General features: G+C 73.1%; 19 protein-coding genes. 6 read left to right on the top strand and 13 right to left on the bottom strand.

Features of this window, described 5'->3' with window-relative positions; translation table 11 throughout:
* Position 1: 1 nt before the first annotated feature.
* Positions 2–1,501 carry an MFS transporter gene (locus FB047_RS09470; protein WP_205822870.1) on the bottom strand — a complete coding sequence of 500 codons (1,500 nt, stop codon included), beginning with the start codon at positions 1,499–1,501 and terminating at the stop codon, positions 2–4.
* A gap of 141 nt (positions 1,502–1,642) precedes the next feature.
* Between FB047_RS09470 and FB047_RS09465 the strand changes: the two genes are divergently transcribed.
* The 3 genes from FB047_RS09465 (at position 1,643) to FB047_RS09455 (ending at position 3,669) form a co-directional block, all read left to right on the top strand.
* Positions 1,643–2,128, top strand: coding sequence for a phosphoribosyltransferase (locus FB047_RS09465; RefSeq protein WP_136586956.1), 486 nt, complete (start codon positions 1,643–1,645; stop codon positions 2,126–2,128).
* Complete coding sequence (locus FB047_RS09460) at positions 2,125–2,811, top strand: uracil-DNA glycosylase (protein ID WP_136586955.1); 687 nt, start codon at positions 2,125–2,127, stop codon at positions 2,809–2,811. Before FB047_RS09465 ends, FB047_RS09460 begins: the two co-directional genes overlap by 4 nt.
* Before the next feature lie 246 nt (positions 2,812–3,057).
* Positions 3,058–3,669, top strand: a complete 612-nt coding sequence (locus FB047_RS09455; protein ID WP_136586954.1) for a GNAT family N-acetyltransferase — start codon at positions 3,058–3,060, stop codon at positions 3,667–3,669.
* Between the two features lie 168 nt (positions 3,670–3,837).
* Here FB047_RS09455 and FB047_RS09450 read toward each other — a convergent pair whose 3' ends face one another.
* The 8 genes from FB047_RS09450 to FB047_RS09415 all read right to left on the bottom strand — a co-directional run bounded on the left by FB047_RS09450 (position 3,838) and on the right by FB047_RS09415 (position 11,382).
* The gene (locus FB047_RS09450) at positions 3,838–4,164 is read right to left on the bottom strand and encodes a protealysin inhibitor emfourin (RefSeq protein ID WP_136586953.1); all 327 of its coding nucleotides are present in this window, start codon (positions 4,162–4,164) and stop codon (positions 3,838–3,840) included.
* Positions 4,151–5,209 (bottom strand): M4 family metallopeptidase, encoded by a 1,059-nt coding sequence (locus FB047_RS09445; RefSeq protein ID WP_136586952.1) that lies wholly within the window; start codon positions 5,207–5,209, stop codon positions 4,151–4,153. The genes FB047_RS09450 and FB047_RS09445 overlap by 14 nt, the downstream gene beginning before the upstream one ends.
* Before the next feature lie 133 nt (positions 5,210–5,342).
* Positions 5,343–6,134: an ABC transporter ATP-binding protein gene (locus tag FB047_RS09440; protein WP_136586951.1), complete on the bottom strand. Its 792-nt coding sequence runs from the start codon at positions 6,132–6,134 to the stop codon at positions 5,343–5,345.
* On the bottom strand, positions 6,131–6,985 hold the full coding sequence (locus FB047_RS09435) for an ATP-binding cassette domain-containing protein (RefSeq protein WP_136586950.1): 855 nt from the start codon (positions 6,983–6,985) through the stop codon (positions 6,131–6,133). Before FB047_RS09435 ends, FB047_RS09440 begins: the two co-directional genes overlap by 4 nt.
* The gene (locus FB047_RS09430) at positions 6,982–7,824 is read right to left on the bottom strand and encodes an ABC transporter permease (RefSeq protein ID WP_136587200.1); all 843 of its coding nucleotides are present in this window, start codon (positions 7,822–7,824) and stop codon (positions 6,982–6,984) included. Before FB047_RS09430 ends, FB047_RS09435 begins: the two co-directional genes overlap by 4 nt.
* A 23-nt stretch (positions 7,825–7,847) precedes the next feature.
* On the bottom strand, positions 7,848–8,798 hold the full coding sequence (locus tag FB047_RS09425; protein ID WP_136586949.1) for an ABC transporter permease: 951 nt from the start codon (positions 8,796–8,798) through the stop codon (positions 7,848–7,850).
* The gene (locus FB047_RS09420; RefSeq protein ID WP_136586948.1) at positions 8,795–10,306 is read right to left on the bottom strand and encodes an ABC transporter substrate-binding protein; all 1,512 of its coding nucleotides are present in this window, start codon (positions 10,304–10,306) and stop codon (positions 8,795–8,797) included. The genes FB047_RS09425 and FB047_RS09420 overlap by 4 nt, the downstream gene beginning before the upstream one ends.
* Positions 10,307–10,455: 149 nt before the next feature.
* The gene (locus FB047_RS09415) at positions 10,456–11,382 is read right to left on the bottom strand and encodes an alpha/beta fold hydrolase (RefSeq protein ID WP_136586947.1); all 927 of its coding nucleotides are present in this window, start codon (positions 11,380–11,382) and stop codon (positions 10,456–10,458) included.
* Between the two features lie 170 nt (positions 11,383–11,552).
* Between FB047_RS09415 and FB047_RS09410 the strand changes: the two genes are divergently transcribed.
* From FB047_RS09410 to FB047_RS09400, 3 genes are all read left to right on the top strand, one after another.
* Complete coding sequence (locus FB047_RS09410) at positions 11,553–12,104, top strand: carboxymuconolactone decarboxylase family protein (RefSeq protein WP_240752709.1); 552 nt, start codon at positions 11,553–11,555, stop codon at positions 12,102–12,104.
* Positions 12,101–12,814, top strand: coding sequence for a tyrosine-protein phosphatase (locus tag FB047_RS09405; protein WP_136586946.1), 714 nt, complete (start codon positions 12,101–12,103; stop codon positions 12,812–12,814). The genes FB047_RS09410 and FB047_RS09405 overlap by 4 nt, the downstream gene beginning before the upstream one ends.
* Before the next feature lie 68 nt (positions 12,815–12,882).
* Positions 12,883–13,347 (top strand): SIP domain-containing protein, encoded by a 465-nt coding sequence (locus FB047_RS09400; protein ID WP_136586945.1) that lies wholly within the window; start codon positions 12,883–12,885, stop codon positions 13,345–13,347.
* Positions 13,348–13,414: 67 nt separating this feature from the next.
* Here the strand turns inward: FB047_RS09400 and FB047_RS09395 are convergent, their stop codons facing one another.
* From FB047_RS09395 to FB047_RS09380, 4 genes are all read right to left on the bottom strand, one after another.
* Positions 13,415–13,870, bottom strand: a complete 456-nt coding sequence (locus FB047_RS09395; protein ID WP_136586944.1) for a Fe-S oxidoreductase — start codon at positions 13,868–13,870, stop codon at positions 13,415–13,417.
* Positions 13,867–14,679: an arginase family protein gene (locus FB047_RS09390; RefSeq protein ID WP_136586943.1), complete on the bottom strand. Its 813-nt coding sequence runs from the start codon at positions 14,677–14,679 to the stop codon at positions 13,867–13,869. The genes FB047_RS09395 and FB047_RS09390 overlap by 4 nt, the downstream gene beginning before the upstream one ends.
* Before the next feature lie 67 nt (positions 14,680–14,746).
* On the bottom strand, positions 14,747–15,502 hold the full coding sequence (locus tag FB047_RS09385; protein WP_136586942.1) for a PspA/IM30 family protein: 756 nt from the start codon (positions 15,500–15,502) through the stop codon (positions 14,747–14,749).
* 89 nt (positions 15,503–15,591) lie between these two features.
* Positions 15,592–17,706, bottom strand: coding sequence for a TPM domain-containing protein (locus FB047_RS09380; protein ID WP_136587199.1), 2,115 nt, complete (start codon positions 17,704–17,706; stop codon positions 15,592–15,594).
* Between the last annotated feature and the right edge of the window lie 44 nt (positions 17,707–17,750).

Raw genomic sequence — 17,750 nt, 5'->3', positions numbered from 1 at the left:
GTCAGCTCACCTCGCCGCGCGCCGCGTGCGCGTCGACCTCGACCTCGGCGCGATCCGCGAAGGCGACCTTCGGCACGAACAGCAGCAGCACGGCCACCGCGAATCCACCCGCCGCGCAGATCGACCAGACGGTCAGATAGCCGGCCAGCGGTGCGGCCGTCGCCGCCACCGCCGACCCTGCGCCCGCGGCCAGCACCACCCCGAACACCGCCGACGACATCGTGCCGCCCACGGTCTTCGTGGTGTTCGTGAGCGCGGATGCCACACCCGTCTGCCCGCGCGGAGCGGCGGCGGCCGCTGCCGCGGGCATCGCCGCGACGAGCGCCCCCGAGCCGAGACCGGCGATCGCGAGGCACAGGAGCACCTGCCACAGCTCGACGTGGAGGGGGATCAGGAGCGCGTACCCCGCGCCCACGAGCACCGCCGCGGCGATCAGCACGGCGCGGGGACTCGCGCGGCGCGAGGTCACGGCGAACAGCACCGCTCCCGCGATGAGCGAGACGAGGTACACGCCGATCACGTTCGAGCGGTCCGTGGCATCCAGACCCAGTCCGTATCCGAGCGAGCGGTCGGTCCCGGCGTACGTGGCGAGCGGACCTTGAGCGCCCAGCAGGCTGATGCCGACGAGGAACGCGGTCGTCTGCACCGGCCACATCTCGGGGCGACGGAGCACGCGGATGTCGACCGCCGGATCGGGCTGACGCAGCTCGAACCACACGAAGACGGCACCGAGAGCGACACCCGCGACGAGCAGGGCGCCGATCGCGACGGGCCCGGGCCCCTCCGGCAGCCGGACGAACGAGAGCGCGCCCGTGACGCACAGGAGGGCCCCGGCGAGGATCGCGAATCCGCCGACGTCGAGCCGCCGCGGGTCGGGCGAGCGCTCCGATTCGGGCACGCCCAGCCAGATCACGAGGCTCACGAGGGTGACCACGACCGCGGGGACGGCGAGGGCGAGCCGGAGGTCTCCGCCCGTCGCGGCGAAGAGGCGGCCGGCGGCGAGGGCGCCGACGATGGCTCCCGCCTGCAGGCCCACGACGAGCAGGCCCGCGGCGCTGCGGGTGCGCGAGACGCCCCGCTGCAGGCGTCGGCCCCGGTCGAAGATGAGGGCGATCTCGAGCGGCAGCCACACGACGTAGAAGCCCTGCAGCGCCCACGCGAGCAGGAACGAGGTGAACGAGTCGGCGAAGACGAGCCACCAACTGGCTCCGGCCGTCGCGATCGCGGACGCGAGCAGGATGCGCTTGTGCCCGAACATGTCGCCGAGCTTCGCCAGCACCGGCAGCACGAGCGCCGACAACAGCAGCTGGGCGGCCTCGAACCAGTTGACGTCGGCGTCGCGGATGCCGAGATGCCTGACGATGTCCGGGAGGAGGGGCACGTAGTAGCCCTGCAGGATGCCGCTGGCGAGCTCCACCACGACGAACCAGCCGATGAGACCCGCGGTCACCCCGAGCGCCGACGCACGCACCCGACCGACCGCGCCGGAGACGCGCGACATGGCGTGACCATAGCACCGCGGGAAAGCGACGAGGGAAGGGCGCATCCGGCATCCGGCCCGCGCCCTCGCGACGGTCGCGAGCGCGCGGGGGAGCGGGGCGGCGACGCCCTAGGGTTGAAGCAGTCGAGAGAGGAGTCCGGTGTGACGGACGAGCGCGAGCGGTTGAGCTGGGACGATTTCGGTGCGGCGACCCGCGACATCGCGCGGGCGATCGTGGCCGACGGATTCCACCCCGAGGTCGTCGTGGCCATCGCGCGCGGCGGGCTGCTGCCCGGCGGTGCGATCGCGTACGGCCTCGGCGTGAAGAACTGCGGCGCGCTGAACGTGGAGTTCTACACCGGCGTGGGGACTGTGCTCGATGCCCCCGAGGTGCTCCCTCCCGCCCTCGACCTGTCGTACCTGAGCGGACGCAGGGTGCTGCTCGTCGACGACGTCGCCGACAGTGGACGCACTCTCGATCTCGCCGTGAAGCTCCTGTACCGGCACGGCGCCGAGGCCCGCTCGGCGGTGATCTACACGAAGCCGTCGACGATCATCACGCCGGACTACTCGTGGAAGAACACCGACCTGTGGATCGACTTCCCCTGGTCGCACCAGGGCTCGGTCCACGAAGAAGACGCGGCGTGACGGCGAAGTCGCTCGCCGAACTCGCGGACGCCGGCCTCATCGACCCGTCGTGGGTCGAGCCCCTCGCCCCCGTCGCCGACGACATCGCCGCGGTGGGCGAGCGCCTGCGCGCCGAGGGGCAGCCCTATCTCCCCGCCGGCGATCTCGTGCTGCGGGCGTTCCGCACGCCCGTCGATGAGGTGCGCGTGCTGATCGTCGGCCAGGATCCCTACCCGACTCCCGGGCACCCGATTGGTCTGTCGTTCGCCGTCGACGCGCACGTGCGGCCGCTTCCGCGGAGCCTCGCGAACATCTACCGCGAGCTGAACGACGACCTCGGCATCGCTCCGGCTCCGCACGGCGACCTGTCGGCCTGGGCGGCGCAGGGCGTGATGCTGTTGAACACGGTGCTGACGGTGGCGCCCGGGCAGCCGGCATCCCATCGCGGGTGGGGCTGGGAGCGGGTGACCGCGCACGCGATCCAGGTGCTCGTCGAGCGCGACCGCCCGCTCGTCGCGGTGCTGTGGGGCAAGGATGCCGGAAACCTCGGCCCCCTGCTCGGCGAGACGGCGATCGTGTCGTCGGCGCATCCGTCGCCGCTGTCGGCGCGTCGCGGGTTCTTCGGTTCGCGGCCGTTCTCGCGCGTCAACGCCCTGCTCGAAGAGCAGGGGGCGGATGCCGTGGACTGGCGCATCCCCGCCTGACCCGGTTCCGCACGGTCGTCGTCGCCGCGCCCGCCGTCGCCACGAGGACGTCGGGGATCCGTCGCCGCGTGACCCGTCGCCGCGCTCGATCCTGCGCCCGCCGCCGCCACGAGGAGGCGTGGCGCCCGCCGCCGCGTGACCCGACGCCCCGACGGGGCACGCGGCCCCTCGCTGCATCGGGCACGCCACCGGCGACGCCGGGGCCGGGACACACGCGCGAAACCACCGCGCCCGTAGAGTGGCGGGGTGCTGGAAGAGGAGTACGAGAAGAGCCGTCGGCGTCTGCCCGCCCACCTGCGGCGCGCGCCGGAGCCGGAACGGCCCTTCTCGTTCGAGATCCGGCCGGCGACCGAGGCCGACATCCCCGACATCCGCGAGATCTACAACTACTACGTGCGCAACTCGGTGGTGACCTTCGACGAGAAGGCCTGGTCGATCGCGAAGTGGCGCGACAAGTTCTCCACGCTCCACAAGCTCGGCCTGCCCTTCCTCGTCGCCCAGTCTCCGAGCGGCCAGATCCTCGGGTACGCGCTCGTGCAGCCGTGGCAGTCGAAGTCGGCGTACCGCTACACGGTCGAGAACTCGATCTACCTCGGACAGGCGGCCGCGGGCAAGGGCCTCGGTCGTGCGCTGCTCGAGGCGCTCATCGCCGCGTGCCAGGATCTCGGCATCCGCGAGATGGTCGCCGCGATCAGCGACAAGGGCGCCGACGCCTCGATCGCCCTGCACGAGAAGCTGGGCTTTACCGAGGTGGGCCGCATGGGCCGCGTCGGCTTCAAGTTCGGACGGTGGCTCGGCGTCGTCTACCTGCAGAAGAGCATCCCGTCCAAGAAGAAGCGGCGCAAGCTGTTCGGTTGAGCGCCGGGGAGCCGGGCTCCCCTCCGGATGCCACGGGCGGCGGGCGAAACTCCTGAGTGTCAGGTCCCGAGCGCCCTTCGCGGGCGTCCGGCGGGGTTCGGCGTCCGGTTTCTCAGGAGTTTCGGGCACGGTCGGCCGGACATCCGCCCCCCGGGCGACGCCGCGCGCTCAGCGCTCGCGCGGCGAGGGCGACGCGGCGTGACGCACCTCGTCGACGAGCGTGCGCCACGGACCCTCGATCTGCGCGTCGCCGAGGCGGGCCCGGTGCACGGCGGTGTCGCCGCGGTGCACCTCGATGCGCCATTGGTAGCGGTCCGCGCCGGGCGAGGCCGTCGTAGCGGCATCCCACGGGCAGCTCTCCACGAGTTCGCGCCAGCGGGGGGCGCGCTCCGGATCGGGCTCGGCCCGCCACTGCTTCGACAGGCCCGCGATCCCGCCCGAACGCACCACGATCACGACGAAGCGCTCGGGCGACGGGCTGTCAGGCTGCGGCATCCTCCTCGACGCCGACCCCGGCCCATGCGGCGCGGACGGCGGCGACCTCCTCCGACTCCTCACCGTACTCGGTGGCCGCCGCGGCCAGGGTGGCGGCGGCGAACGCGCGGAAGTCGGCGGTCGGCTCGAGCGTGCCCGCGGTGAGGGTGCGGTACCAGATGAGCCCGGCGCGCTCCCACGCGAAACCGCCCAGGGCCGTCGCCGCGAGGTAGAACGCTCGGTTGGGGATACCGGAGTTGATGTGCACGCCCCCGTTGTCGTCGGAGGTTTCGACGTAGTCGCGCATGTGCCCCGGCTGGGGGTCTTTACCCAGCACGTCGTCGTCGTACGCCGTGCCCGGCGCCTTCATGGACCGCAGCGCCTCACCCTGCACGGCGGGAGCGAAGATGCCCGCACCGATCAGCCACGTCGCCTCGTCGGCGCGCTGCCGGCCGTGGTGCTGTTCGGCGAGGGCCCCGAAGACGTCGGAGAGGGACTCGTTGAGCGCCCCTGACTGCCCCTGGTATTCCAGGCCACCGGAGGCCTCGGTCACCCCGTGGCCGAGCTCGTGGGCGATGACGCTCAGCGACCGGGTGAACCCGACGAACACGTCGCCGTCGCCGTCGCCGAACACCATGCGCTCGCCGTTCCAGAACGCGTTGTCGTAGTCGTCGCCGTAGTGCACCGTGGCCAGCAGCGATCCGCCCGCGGCGTCGATGCCGTCGCGACCGAAGGCGTCCCAGAAGAAGTCGTACGTCTCGCCCAGACCGTCGTACGCCTCGTCGACGGCCCCGTCGCCGGTGGGGGCGTCGTCTTCGCTGCGCACGCGTCGGCCGGGCAGGTTCTCGGTGTTCGCCGCATCGGAGATGATGCGGTCGGGGGCGGGGCCGGTCTCGGCGACCAGGGCGTCGCCCTCGATCGACAGTCGCAGTCGCGTGCGCGTGGGCCGCGGCGGGCGGGGCAGGGCGAGGGTCTTCCGCGCCGCCGCGGCCGCCCGAGCGAGGCGGGGGTCATCGGTCTGCGCGAGACGGTCGAGCAGGAACGGGGGGACGATGCCGGGGGTCATGCGCCGAGGGTAGCGCCGAGCTCCGACATCGCGGCATCCCTTGCCCGAGGCCGGTGGACGGGATCCGTCGTCGAGCGCCGGGGGAGGAGCCGAGCCCGAGGTCGGGGGCGCGGGAGTCTCCCCGGGATGAGCCTCACCCCGGAAGCGTCGGAATGGATGCCAGCAGCTGCCGCGTGTACGCCGCCTGGGGCTGCAGCAACACCTTCTCGGTCGGCCCCTGCTCGACGATGCGGCCGTCCTTCATGACGACGACCTGGTCGCACACGTTCTGCACCACGCCGATGTCGTGCGAGACGAGCACGAGCGTGAGCTGCTGCTCGGCGCGCAGGCGGGCGATCAGCCGCAGGATCTGCGCCCGGACGGTGACGTCGAGCGCCGACAGCGGCTCGTCCCCGACGAGGATGCGCGGGCGGTGCACGATCGCCCGCGCGAGGGCGATGCGCTGACGCTGTCCGCCCGAGAACTCGTGCGGGAACCGCGCCCCCGCGTCCGCGTCGAGGCCCACCTGTTCGAGCACCTCGCGCACGCGCGCCCGCCGGTCGCCGTCGATGCCGAGCGCCCACAGCGGCTCGCCCACGATCCGCTCGACGTTCATGCGCGGGTCCAGCGAGGCGTAGGGGTCCTGGAAGACGATGCCGGTGGCCCGGCGCAGCCAGTGCAGCGAGCGGGCCGAACCGCGACCGTCGACGGCGCGCCCGTCGACCTCGACGGTGCCGGCGCTAGGCACGTCGAGACCGAGCAGCAGGCGCACGAGCGTCGACTTGCCCGAGCCCGACTCGCCGATGATGCCGACGGCCGACCCCGCGGTGACCATCAGGTCGACGTCGACGAGTCCGGGGGTGCGCTCGGCGCGGCCGAAGCCGCGCGTGCGGGGGGCGAGGTAGTCGCGCGAGAGTCCGCGCGCGCGGATCAGCGCCTCTGTCACGGTGACTCCTCCCCGTCGGGCTCGGCCGACGGCGCGGCATCCGGGAGCGGCGTCGAGGAGGGCGGCCCCGATCGCTCCGGATGCCACAGCGTCGCGGTCGCGTCGCGCAGCAGCGCCCGCGTGACCGGCGACGACGGAGCGCGCAGCAGGTCGTCGACCGCGCCCTGCTCGACCACCCGCCCGTGTTCGAGCACGACGGCATGGGTCGCCACCTGGGCCAGCACGGCGAGATCGTGCGTGATGAACACGAGCGACATCCCGGCATCCTGGACGAGGTCGCGCAGCAGCGCGAGGATGCCCGCCTGGATGGTCACGTCGAGCGCCGTCGTGGGCTCGTCGGCGATGAGAAGGCGCGGGCGGCACGCGAGCGCCATGGCGATCGCGACGCGCTGGCGCTGCCCTCCCGAGAGCTGGTGCGGGTAGCGCGAGACGAGCCGCTGCGGATCGGGGAGGGCGACGCGCTCCGCCTCGACCACGGCGCGGCGCAGGGCCTCGCGGCGTGAGACGCCCTCGTGGATGCGCACGGACTCGCCGATCTGGCGGCCCACGGTGCGGATCGGGTTCAGCGCCGTTCGCGGCTCCTGGAAGACGATGCCGATGTCGTCGCCGCGCAGCGCGGCGAGCTGCGCGTCGGGCAGGCCGAGGATCTCGCGGTCGTTCCACCGCACGCTGCCCGTCGTGCGCGCGCCCTCGGGGAGGAGCCCGAGGATCGCCAGGGAGGTCAGCGATTTGCCCGAGCCCGACTCTCCGATCAGACCCACGCGGGCGCCGTCGGGTACGTCGAACGACACCCCGTCCACGACCGTGCGGCCGCCGATCTCGACACGGAGGTCTCTCACGACGAGGCTCACGCGACCACCCCCGGGACCGGGGTGCGCGCGGACGGGGTCCGCTCGGCGAGCGTCGGGTCGGCGGCCTCGCGCAGCGCGTCGCCGAGCAGGTTCAGTCCGAGCACGGTGAGGGTGATCGCGAGCCCCGGCCACACGACCGTCAGGGGATGAACGGCGATGTAGCGCTGCAGATCGCTCAGCAGCACGCCCCACGACGGTTGGGTGACCGGCGCGCCGAAGCCGAGGTACGACAGTCCCGCCTCCGCCAGGACGGCGACGGCCATGCCCCACGACAGCTGCACGATGAACACCGGAGCGACGTTGGGCAGCAGGTGGCGCGTGAGGTTCTGCCACGTCGACAGACCGCTCGCGCGCCCCGCGAGCACGAAGTCGCTGTGCAGCACTCGACGCAGCTCGGGACGCGTGACGCGGGCGACGTTCACGCCGAAGCCGATGCCCACCGCCCAGATCACGACGAGGAGCGACCCGCCCCACACCGCCGAGATCATCATCGCGATGATCAGCACCGGGAACGCCACCAGGATGTCGACGAGCACGGCGACGCTCTCGCGGATCCACCGGGCGGTGAGCGCACCGAGGGCGGCGAGGGCGATGCCCAGGATCGAGGCGACCACCCCGGCGCCCACCGCCACGACGACGGTCGTGCGGGCTCCGGCCATGAGCAGGCTCGCGATGTCGCGGCCGCTGTCGTCGGTGCCGAGCACGTGCGGCCACGAGGGGTCCGCCCACCGCGATCGCACGTCGACCGAGGCCGGGTCGAAGGGCGTCCAGACGAGCGAGACGAGGGCGGTGAGCAGGACCAGCCCCACCACCAGGATGCCGAAACGGCCGGTGCCCATCGCGAGCAGACGTCTCAGGGTGCTCACGCGGCCTCCCGCTGTCGGGGGTCGATGAGGCGGTGCACGAGGTCGACGACGAAGCCCACGATGAGCACGATCCCGGTCAGGGCGAGCAACTCGCCCTGCACCTTCGGGAGGTCGCGCGCGGCGACGTCGGCGACGAGCATGCGCCCGACCCCGGGGAGGGTGAACAGCTGCTCGATGACGACCGCGCCCACGATGATGCCGGCGATCTGCAGACCGAGCACCGTGATGACCGAGAGGCCCACGTTCGGCAGGCCGTGGCTGAGCAGGGCGCGCGTGCGGGTCAGACCCTTGGCGGCCGCGGTGCGCACGTAGTCCTGGCCGAGGGCCTGCAGCGTGGCGCTGCGCACGAAGCGCAGCAGCATCGCGCCCTCGACCACGCCGATGGTCACGGCGGGCAGGATCAGGGCGCGGAACGCCGCCGCGGGATCGCCCCAGCCGGCGCGCGGGAACCCCTGGGGCGGCAGCCATCCGAGCCAGACGGCGAAGACGACGACGAGCATCATTCCCGCCCACACGACCGGCACCGCGGCGAGGGCCTGCGCTCCGACGCTGAACGCCGTCCCCCACGCGCGTCGCCGACCGAGGGCGGAGAGCACCCCGAACGGGATGCCGACCACCACCGCGACTGCCAGCGACATCGCCGCGAGGGGGACGCTGACCTGCGCCTTGTCGAGGAGCTCCGCCACCACCGAGGTGCCGGTCAGCAGCGACGTGCCGAGGTCGCCGCGGAAGAGCCCGCCGATCCACGCCGTGTACTGCTGCCACAGGGGCACGTTCAGTCCGAGGCTCTCGCGGATCGCGGCGACCTGCTCGGGGCCGGCCTGCGTGCCGCCGACCAACTGGGCGACGTCGCCGGGGAGCACCCGCAGGGAGAGGAAGATCAGCACGCTGGCCACGGCCAGGCCCACCACGAGCAGGCCCAGCCGTGTCAGCGTGTAGCGGATCACTCCGCCGCGACCGTCACGCCCGCGAGCGGCAGGCGCACGTTGAGGGAGTTCTTCGGAAAGTTCGCGACGTCGGTGGCCACCGCGGTGCGCGGTGCCGACAGGAACAGCCAGTCGGCGGCATCCTCGTCGTCCACGATGCGGGCCGCCTCGGCGAGCAGGTCGGACGACTGCTGCTCGTCGGTGCTGGCGAGCGCCTGCGCATACAGACCCTGCACCTCGGGGTTGTCGTAGCCGAAGTAGTACGAGGGGTTCGCCCAGTTGCCGAAGTCGCGGGCCTCGACGTGCCGCACGAAGCTCAGGTCGTAGTCGTGGTTCGTGTACACGTCGGTCAGCCAGGTGGAGAAGTCCACCTGGTCGACCTTGAGGGTCACGCCCACGTCGGCGAACGACGACACCAGGAAGGTCGCGAGCGTCCCGGGGTAGACGTTGGGGATGGTGAGCGTCAGGTTCAGGTTCTCGGCGCCGGCCTCGGCGAGGAGTTCGCGCGCGCGGTCGGGGTTGTACGAGATGCTCCCCGTGAGGTCTTCGTATCCCGGGTCGAGAGGGGGGATCGGGCCGTTCAGGGGCTGCGCGGTGACGAGCGTCTCGGCGAGGGCGTTGTGGTCGATGGCCAGGCGCAGGGCCTCGCGGATGCGCTGGTCGTTCAGCGGTGCCCGGGCGTTGTTGAACGCGAGCGTGCCCTTGTCGGTGGTCAGCCCGGTCTCGATCGTGAAGGTGTTCGTCGCCTCGATCTGGCTCTGCAGCTCGGGGTCGATCTCGAGCGCGACGTCGATGTCGCCGCTGACCGCGGCGTTGGTGGCGGCGCTCTGGTCGGGGATGTAGTCGAGCACGACCTCGGCGACCCCGGCCTTCTCGCCCCAGTAGCCGTCGTAGCGCGAGAGGGTCAGGCTCTGCCCCGTGCTCCAGTTCTCGACGCGGAACGGGCCGGTGCCGTTCGCGGCCGTCTGAAGGTTCGTGGTGTCGCCGTTCTTGAAGACGAGACCGGCGCGACCGGTGAGGGCGAACAGGAAGTCGCTGTTCGGCTGCGCGAGCGTGACGACCACGGTCGTCGCGTCGGGGGAGGCGATCGAGGTGACGCCCGCGAGATCCGCGCTGCTCTGGATGGTCGCATCGTCCTTCGCGGTCTGCAGAGAGGTCACGACGTCGTCGGCGGTGAGGGCGCTGCCGTCGTGGAAGGTGACGCCGTCGCGCAGGGTGAAGGTGTAGGTGAGGCCGTCTGGGGAGATCTGCCAGGCGGAGGCGAGGGCGGGGACGATGGCGTTGTTCTGGTCGCCGTCCCGCGTCACGAGGCCCTGGTAGACGTTGTCGATGAGCGCCTGCTCGAGAGCGGCGCCGCTCGTGTGACGGATGTCGAGGTTCGAGGGCTCGAGCGACAGGCGCACCGTGAGGGTGGCGTTGGGATCGGGGTCGCCCGTCGGTCCGGGGGAGGTGGTGGTCCCGGTGCACGAGGTCAGCAGGAGGGCTCCGATCAGGAGCGTGCTCGTGGCGAGAGCGGTGCGGCGCAGCATTGCGGGGGTGTCCTTTCGCAGGCCGAGGGCATCCGAGTGCTGTGGATGCCGTGCAGGAGTGCAATCAGCCTACTTTCACCGGCATTCCCCGACCGCCGTTCGTGACGGAGCGCGACCGTATGTGACGCGCCGCGCGGAGGGGGTGCGGCTCAGCGCGCGGGGTCGTCGACCGCCACCTCGCGGATGAGGGCGGCGAGGCCGGCCGGATCCTCCTCCTGCGCGTTGTGGCCCGTGCCGAGCACTCGCACGTCGGCTCCGGCGACCCGGCGCGCGAGGTCGTCGGCGTCCGCCGCGGTGACGAAGCCGCGCTCCCCGCGCACGAGGGTGACGGGAGCGGCGACCTCGGCCAGATCGTCCCAGCCCGTGCTCGCGAGCACCGCGCGAACGGCATCCGGGGTGGTCGGATCGGCCCCGGCGTTCGCCGCGGCCGCGGCCAGGTGGGCGAAGTGGTGCTTCCACTCCACGCGGCCGTCCGCGCGCACGCGGGAGTTGAGGAAGACCCCGCGTGCCGCCGCCTCCGGCGAGCCCCCGAGTCCGAACGACAGCGCGCGCTCCACGAGCTCGTCACGCGAGGCCCAGTCGGTCGGACCGGCGAAGAACGCGCGGATCTGCGCGGGACCCGCGCTCGGATCGACCCCGGGGGTGATGTCGACGATCACGAGTCGAGAGACCAGATCGGGTCGGGATGCCGCGACCGCGGCCGCCGTGAGCCCGCCCAGCGAGTGGCCCACGAGCACCTGGGGGGTGCTCGCCCACTGTTCCAGGGCGCTGATGACGTCGGGAGCGAGCACGCGGGCGACGTAGGCGGCGTCGTCGCGCCACGACGAGTCGCCGTGGCCCGGCAGGTCGAGGGCGAGGGCGGGCAGCCCGAGGTGCAGGAGGGTCGTGTCCCACGTGTGCGCGTTCAGCCCGGCCCCGTGCAGGAGCGTGACGGCCGGGGGAGCGTCTCCCCATCGCAGCCCGCTCAGATGCCGCCCGTCCGCGAGCGGGAGGTCGACGCGCGAGACCGGGGGGACGGCGGCGCCGAGGGCGGCCGCCTGGGCGGGGAGGAACGAAAACTCGTCGAGCTCGGGCATGGGGTTCAGCCTGTCACCCGCCGACCGGATGCCGCCAGCCCGCCGCCGCGCGGCGTCACGCGCGACGGTCGTCTCGGGTGGGCCCTGCGCGCGGGGGATCGCGGCGGGGAGGCCGAGACGTCGCCGAGCGTTCCCACGCTCGTCGCCGGCCGCGGTCCTAGGCTGTCGCCATGGGCGAGGAACGGCGTGTGCACCTGTCGAGGTCGGCTCCCGAGGCGTACGCGGCGCTGCGCGCGTTCTCGACGACGGTGGGCCGGCTCGCGGCCGAGGCCGGGATCGACGCGCGGCTGCGCGAGATCGTCCAGATCCACGCGTCCCAGCTCAACGGCTGCGCCTATTGCGTGCGCGTCCACGTCGACGGCGCGGTGAAGGCCGGCCTCGACGCCGACGTCATCGCGCAGATCGCGACGTGGCGGGAGTCCGGGGTGTTCGACGAGCGCGAGCGCGCGGCCCTGGAGCTGACGGAGTCGTTCACCTTCATCCACAGGGACGGCGGGATCTCCGACGAGGTGTACGACCAGGCGGGCGGCATCCTGAGCGAAGCCGAGTACGTCGCGATCAGCTGGGTGCTCGTGGCGATCAACGCCTTCAACCGCGTCGCGATCGCCGGCCGCTATCCGGTCCCGCCGCGCGGTGCCGCCGGGGTCGTCGCCTCCGACGCCGCACCCCTCGCCACGACGGCGCCGCGTACGCCGCACGTGCACGCGGACGGCACCGCGTGACCGGGTCGCTGGTCTCGGGGGCGAGCAACTTCCGCGACGTCGGCGGTCTGCCGGCGGGGGGAGGGCGCACGCGGTCGGGGGTGCTGTTCCGCTCCGGCAATCTCGCCGCGGTGGACGACGACGGCATCGAGGCGCTGCGCGGGATGGGGCTGCGGCGGATCGTCGACCTGCGCGACCAGAGCGAACGCGCCCATGACCCCAGCCGGCTCGACGACCTTCCCGTCGAGGTGCAGCACGAGCCACTCTTCCTCGGCTCGGTCGCCTCGTTCTTCGCGCGGGACCTGAGCCTCGAGCAGCTGTACGCCGAGATCGCCGACGCCTCCGCGGACCGCGTGGTGTCGGCGATCCGCGGCATCCTGATCGAGCGACCGGTGCTCGTGCACTGCACGATCGGAAAGGACCGCACGGGTGTGACGATCGGCATCGCGCTCGCCGCCGCCGGCGTCGACCCGGACGCGGTCGTGGCGGACTACGCGCGCACCGAGGCCCTCCTGCCCGCGCGGCGCAACGCCCAGGTGCTCGCCGCCATCCGGGCCCTGCACCCCGAGAACGTCCACGCCGAGGATCTCGCGACCCGGTCGCCCGAGCGCGCGATGCGTGCGCTGCTGGCGCACCTCGACGCGACCTACGGTTCGGCGGCCGGCTACCTGCGCGCCCACGGGATGACGGATGCCGAGATCCACCGTCTCCGCGAGGTGCTGGTGGAGTGATCCACGCGTGGATCATCAGCCCGAACACAGGTTAGGCAACCCTTCATCGGGCGTATACTCGTTTCATCATGGCCACCTCCTCCGAGCACAACGACGCCGCCTGCCGCGCGTCGCGGCACACCCGCGTGCAGCACCTCGTGACCGCCGACGAGACCTCTCTCGCCGAGCTCGAGGCGCTGCTGGCGACCCTGCCGATCTGCTCGACCGGGCGCGTGTTCATCGAGGTGCCCGACGAGTCCTGGATCGGACGCGTCGCGGCCCCCGCCCGCATGACGATCGCCTGGCTCGATCGATCGCGCCGCGGCGGCGCCCCCGGCACCGGCCGTGCCTGCGCTCCCGGCCAGGCCCTCGCCCGCGCCGTGTCGGGCTGGGCCGGAGAGATGCTCTGCTGCGACGACGATGCGACCCGCGTCATCCTGCTCGGCGGCTACCTCGGCACCGCGGAGATCGTCGACGAGCTCGTGTCGCGGCACGGCGTCGACCCGCTCGCGATCCACACGCCCGAGCGCTTCGGTCTCGCGACCGCGCGCTGACGGCTGAGGCCCCCGCGCCCCGGGCCGGACGGCGGCTCGGACGCGCTCGGAGAGACGTCGGGAGTGCTCAGCTGCCCCGGGGCACGTAATTGCCCTCGACGAGACCGGCCTCGATCTCGAAGCGGTTGCGCAGGGGGTTCCGCCCGGCGAGGGCGTACAGCAGGGGCATGAGGAACCCGTAGCGCTGCCACTGTCGCTTGTGCACGGCCTCGTGGCCCAGCACGACGTCGGTGGGGCGGTCGTCGCCGGTGAGGAAGCATCCGCCCACGCACACGCCCCCGCGCGGGAACGCCCACGCCGGCAGGCCGCGGAACACCCACAGCCCGTGCCGCTTCTCGATGCGACCGGTGCTCCAGATCGACCCCCAGACCCACCCCACGGTGCAGCCGTACCAGTAGCCGACGCGGCTGACGGGGGAGTCGAGGAGGATGCCGGGGATGAAGCGGTCGAGACGGCGACCGCGCGCCACGGCGCGCTCGGCGCGCTCCCGCCAGTCGGCGGGCGGGCGGGGGATCGGGCTCACGCGAGGGCGCCGATCAGCCGCAGGATCGTGCCCAGGTCGTCGACGGCCGCGGCGGGACTCGACGGCGAGAACGCGGTCAAGGTCGCTCCCGCGAGCGGCACGCGCGCGCGCAGTGCGCGAATGGATGCCACGACGTCGGCGGTGCGCGCTCCGAAGGGCACGGCGTGGGCGACGCCGCCCATCTCGGCCGGGTCGAGGGCGTCGAGGTCGACGTGCACGTGAACGCGGGTCGCTCCCGTGGCGGCGACGGCGTCAGCGAGGGCCTCGGGGGCGGAGAGCTCTTCGGTGCGCAGGACGGTGATGCCGTGCGCGGCGACGAACGCCTCCTCGTCGGGGTCCCACGCGCGGGTGGCCACGAGCACCAGTCGCGAGGGGGCGATCCCGGGCTCGAGGCGCAGGAGATCCTCTCCCTCGCCGGCGATGGCGCGCAGCACCATTCCCGTGAACGCTCCGCTGGGGGAGGAGTCCGGGGTGTTCAGGTCGGGGTGGGCGTCGATCCAGACCACCGCGAGATCGTCGCCCGCGACGGCCAAGACGGCGCCGAGGGCGACACCGCAGTCGCCGCCGACGACGACGGCCGGTTCGGGCGAGGAACGCACGGCCTCCTCGATGCGTTCGCGCATGCGCACCAGCGCGCTGAGGCGGTGGACGCGCGTGCCCTGCGCGTCACCGGCTTCCGCGGGCGCCTCGAGCACGGTCGTGGCGGCGCGGGGGAGGTCTCCCGCGATCGCCTCGGCTCCGTCGATGAGCTGCATCGCGCGGGACGACGACGATCCCTGCCACTGCGGGGCGACGATGAATCGGGCCATGGGTGTCCTCACCGCGAGAGGGGGAGTGCGCCGCCCGACGGATCGGACGGCGCACTCCGGGGATCGATCAGACCTGGTCGGGGCTGGGGGCGTCGATCGCGGCCCGCTGCGGGCCGCCGACCTTGAGCGCCGCCAGGCGCGCCTCGACCTCGGTGAGCTCTCCGACGTCCTCGAGGGCGTTGAACTGCGCGTCGATGCTCGAGGCGGCGAGCTCCTGCTTCCCGGCGGCCAGGGCCTCCTCGCGGCGGATCTTGTCTTCGAAGCGGCCGAGCTCGCTGGTCGGGTCGAGGACGTCGATCGACTTGACGGCGTCGTGCACCTTGTTCTGCGCCTCGGCGACCTTCGCGCGCGCCGTGAGCTCGTTGCGCTTGGCCTTGAGCTGCTCGAGCTTGGTCTTCATGCCGTTGAGGCCGTCTTTGAGCTTGTCGACGACCTCGGTCTGGGCGGCGATCGTGGGGGCGGCGGCCTTGGCCTCGCCCTCGGCGGTGATCTGACGCTGCAGCGCGATCTTCGCGAGGTTGTCGAACTTGTCGGCCTCGCCGACGTTGCCCGCCGCGCGCAGCTCGTCGCCCTTGCGGCTCGCGGCGAGGGCCTTGTTGCCCCACTCGGCCGCGGCCTGGACGTCTTCCTGGTGGTCGCGCTCGAGCAGGCGCAGGTTGCCGATGGTCTCGGCGATGGCCGACTCGGCGTCGGCGATCGAGTTCGAGTAATCGCGCACGAGCTGGTCGATCATCTTCTGCGGGTCCTCGGCCTGATCGAGGAGCGCGTTGATGTTCGCGCGGACGAGGGTCGAGATGCGACCGAAGATGGACTGCTTGGCCATGCGGGGTGTTCCTTCCTGAGGGCGACGATGTCGAGTCTGGTGTCGGATGCTACGAATTCTCTGTGATGGCGGGCTGCGCCGCGAGGGGGTCAGCGTCGACGGCCTCCGCCCCCGCCGGAACGGCTCCGACCGCCGCCGCTCGAGAAGCCGCGGCCGCCTCCGCTGCGCGAGCGACCGCCGCCCGAGAAGCCTCCGCCTCCGCCGCTGCGCGACCGGCCGCCGGAGAATCCGCCGCCGCCGCCGAATCCGCCGCCGAGGCCGCCGATCCCTCCGAAGCCGCCCAGGCCGCCGAGTCCGCCGCCCCCGAACCCGCCGCGACGCCGGCTCCCGCCGGAGAGGGCGTTGATGGCGATCCCACCGAGGATCGCGCCCATGAGGTCTCCGCCGCCCCCGCCTCCGGCCCCGAACGAGCCCACGTCGCTCTGAGCGAGCGAGGCGGCCTCTCCGGCGCGCTGCGCGGCGCGCTGGGCGGTGGCCAGTGCCGCGGTGGGGTCGGTGGAGCGCAGCTGCTCGGCCTGCACGAGAGCCGCCCCGGCCTCGGCCAGCCGGGTGCGCGCGGTGGGTCCCACGGCGCCGCGTCGCGCCGCGATGAAGTCCTCGGTCGCGCTCACCTGGGCGTGGGCCTGGGCGAGCACGGTGTCGAGCTGGCTCTCGGCGCGTCGGCGGCGCTCCGCCTCGTCTCGCGCGGCGTCGAGGACGCCGTCGATCGTCGCGTTCGCCTGTTGCAGCTGCTCGACCGCGCGCAGGGGACTCGTCCGATCCGCCGCGAGCAGGGCCCGGGCGGCCTCGAGCTGGGCGCGGGTCGAGGCCGACGCCGCGGCGACCCTGCCGTCGGGATCCGCCAGGCTCTGCGCCGCGACGAGATCTCCCTCGATCTCGGCGACGAGGGCGCCCGCCCGCCGGGCGGCGTCGTCGAGCGCGCCGCCGAGGGTGCCGACGGCCTGTTCGAGGGTGTCGGCCTGGGCGACGGCGGTCTGCGCCGCGCGGATGGCCACGGCGGCCTCGCCGGTCCTCCCGGCCGCGAGCGCCTCCGCGGCCTCCGCCTCCTGCGCCGCGGCGAGGTCGAGACGCGATCGCGCCTGGGCGGGGTTGTCGGCGATCGGGCTCAGGGCGTCGTCGGCGAAACGCGCGCGGAGGCTCTGCAGATCGGTCTCGGCCGCGCCGAGGGAGGCGGCGACCGCCTCGCGACGCGCGCGCGCCGCCTCAAGCGCCGCCGGCGCATCGGCTTCGAGGGCCCGCAGCTCGTCGAACGCCGCGGCCTTGGCATCCAGGGCCTCATCGGCGGACTGGCACAGTCGCAGGATCTCGATGTAGGCCGCGCGCTGCTGGTCGGGCGTCTCGGGGGTGTCGTCGTCGAGCTGCTGCTGCAGCGTGAAGGCCCGGTCGAGGTCGGCCTTGGCCTGCGTCAGGGTCGCGGCGAAGGGCGCCGCCGCGTCGTCGCCGAACTGGGCGCGGGCGAAACCGAGCTCCTGCTCGCTGGTCTTGAGGGCGTCGTCGGTCGCGACGAGCGCGGAGCCGGCGCGGCGCGCGAGCTCGTCGATGCTCTCGGCCGGGGCGGGGGCCGCGGCCGCGCCCGCGCGACGGCGGCGGAGGAAGAGCCACAGCAGCACGCCCGCGATCGCGACCAGCAGGACGGCCACGAGCACGATCGGACCGAGGGCGGGGCCGCTCTCGGTCGCGGGCGTCGGCGGAGGGACGGGGAGGTTGCCGCCGGCCTGCGCGTGCGCCGCGCGGATGCCGTCGGCGGCGGCGATCGCCGCTCCCGCGTCGTCGCCGGCCTCGAGGGCCGGCTGGATGCGGTCCTGCTCGATGGACGACAGCTGGGCGGCCGACAGCTCCCCACTGTCGACGTCGCCCGAGAGGTAGAACGAGAAGGCGTCGCCGTCGACGGCGATGGCGAGCACGTACTGCCGCGCGTTGAGCTGGTTCTGGTTGGCCGTGTCGTTGGCCCAGTCCTGCGCGTCGGACGGGTCGGTGAACGCGTCGACGTAGACGACCCACAGGTCGAGCCCCGTCTGCGCGGACAGGGCCGAGAGCGTCGACTGCACCTCCGCCTCCTGGGCGTCGGTGAGGGCGTCGATCCGGTCGACCACGTAGCTCGAGCCGAGCGACGGCGGAGGAACGGCGGCCGCGGTCAGCGGCATCCCCAGGATCGCGAAGACCGCGATCGCGACGACACCGATCGCCTGTGCCACCCTCGGCATTCGCATGCATCCTCCTTCGGCGCCCGACGGATCCACCCTATAAA

This window comes from Microbacterium hydrothermale, assembly GCF_004854025.1.
Lineage (GTDB): Bacteria > Actinomycetota > Actinomycetes > Actinomycetales > Microbacteriaceae > Microbacterium > Microbacterium hydrothermale.
This window is presented reverse-complemented; position numbering and strand designations above follow the sequence as displayed.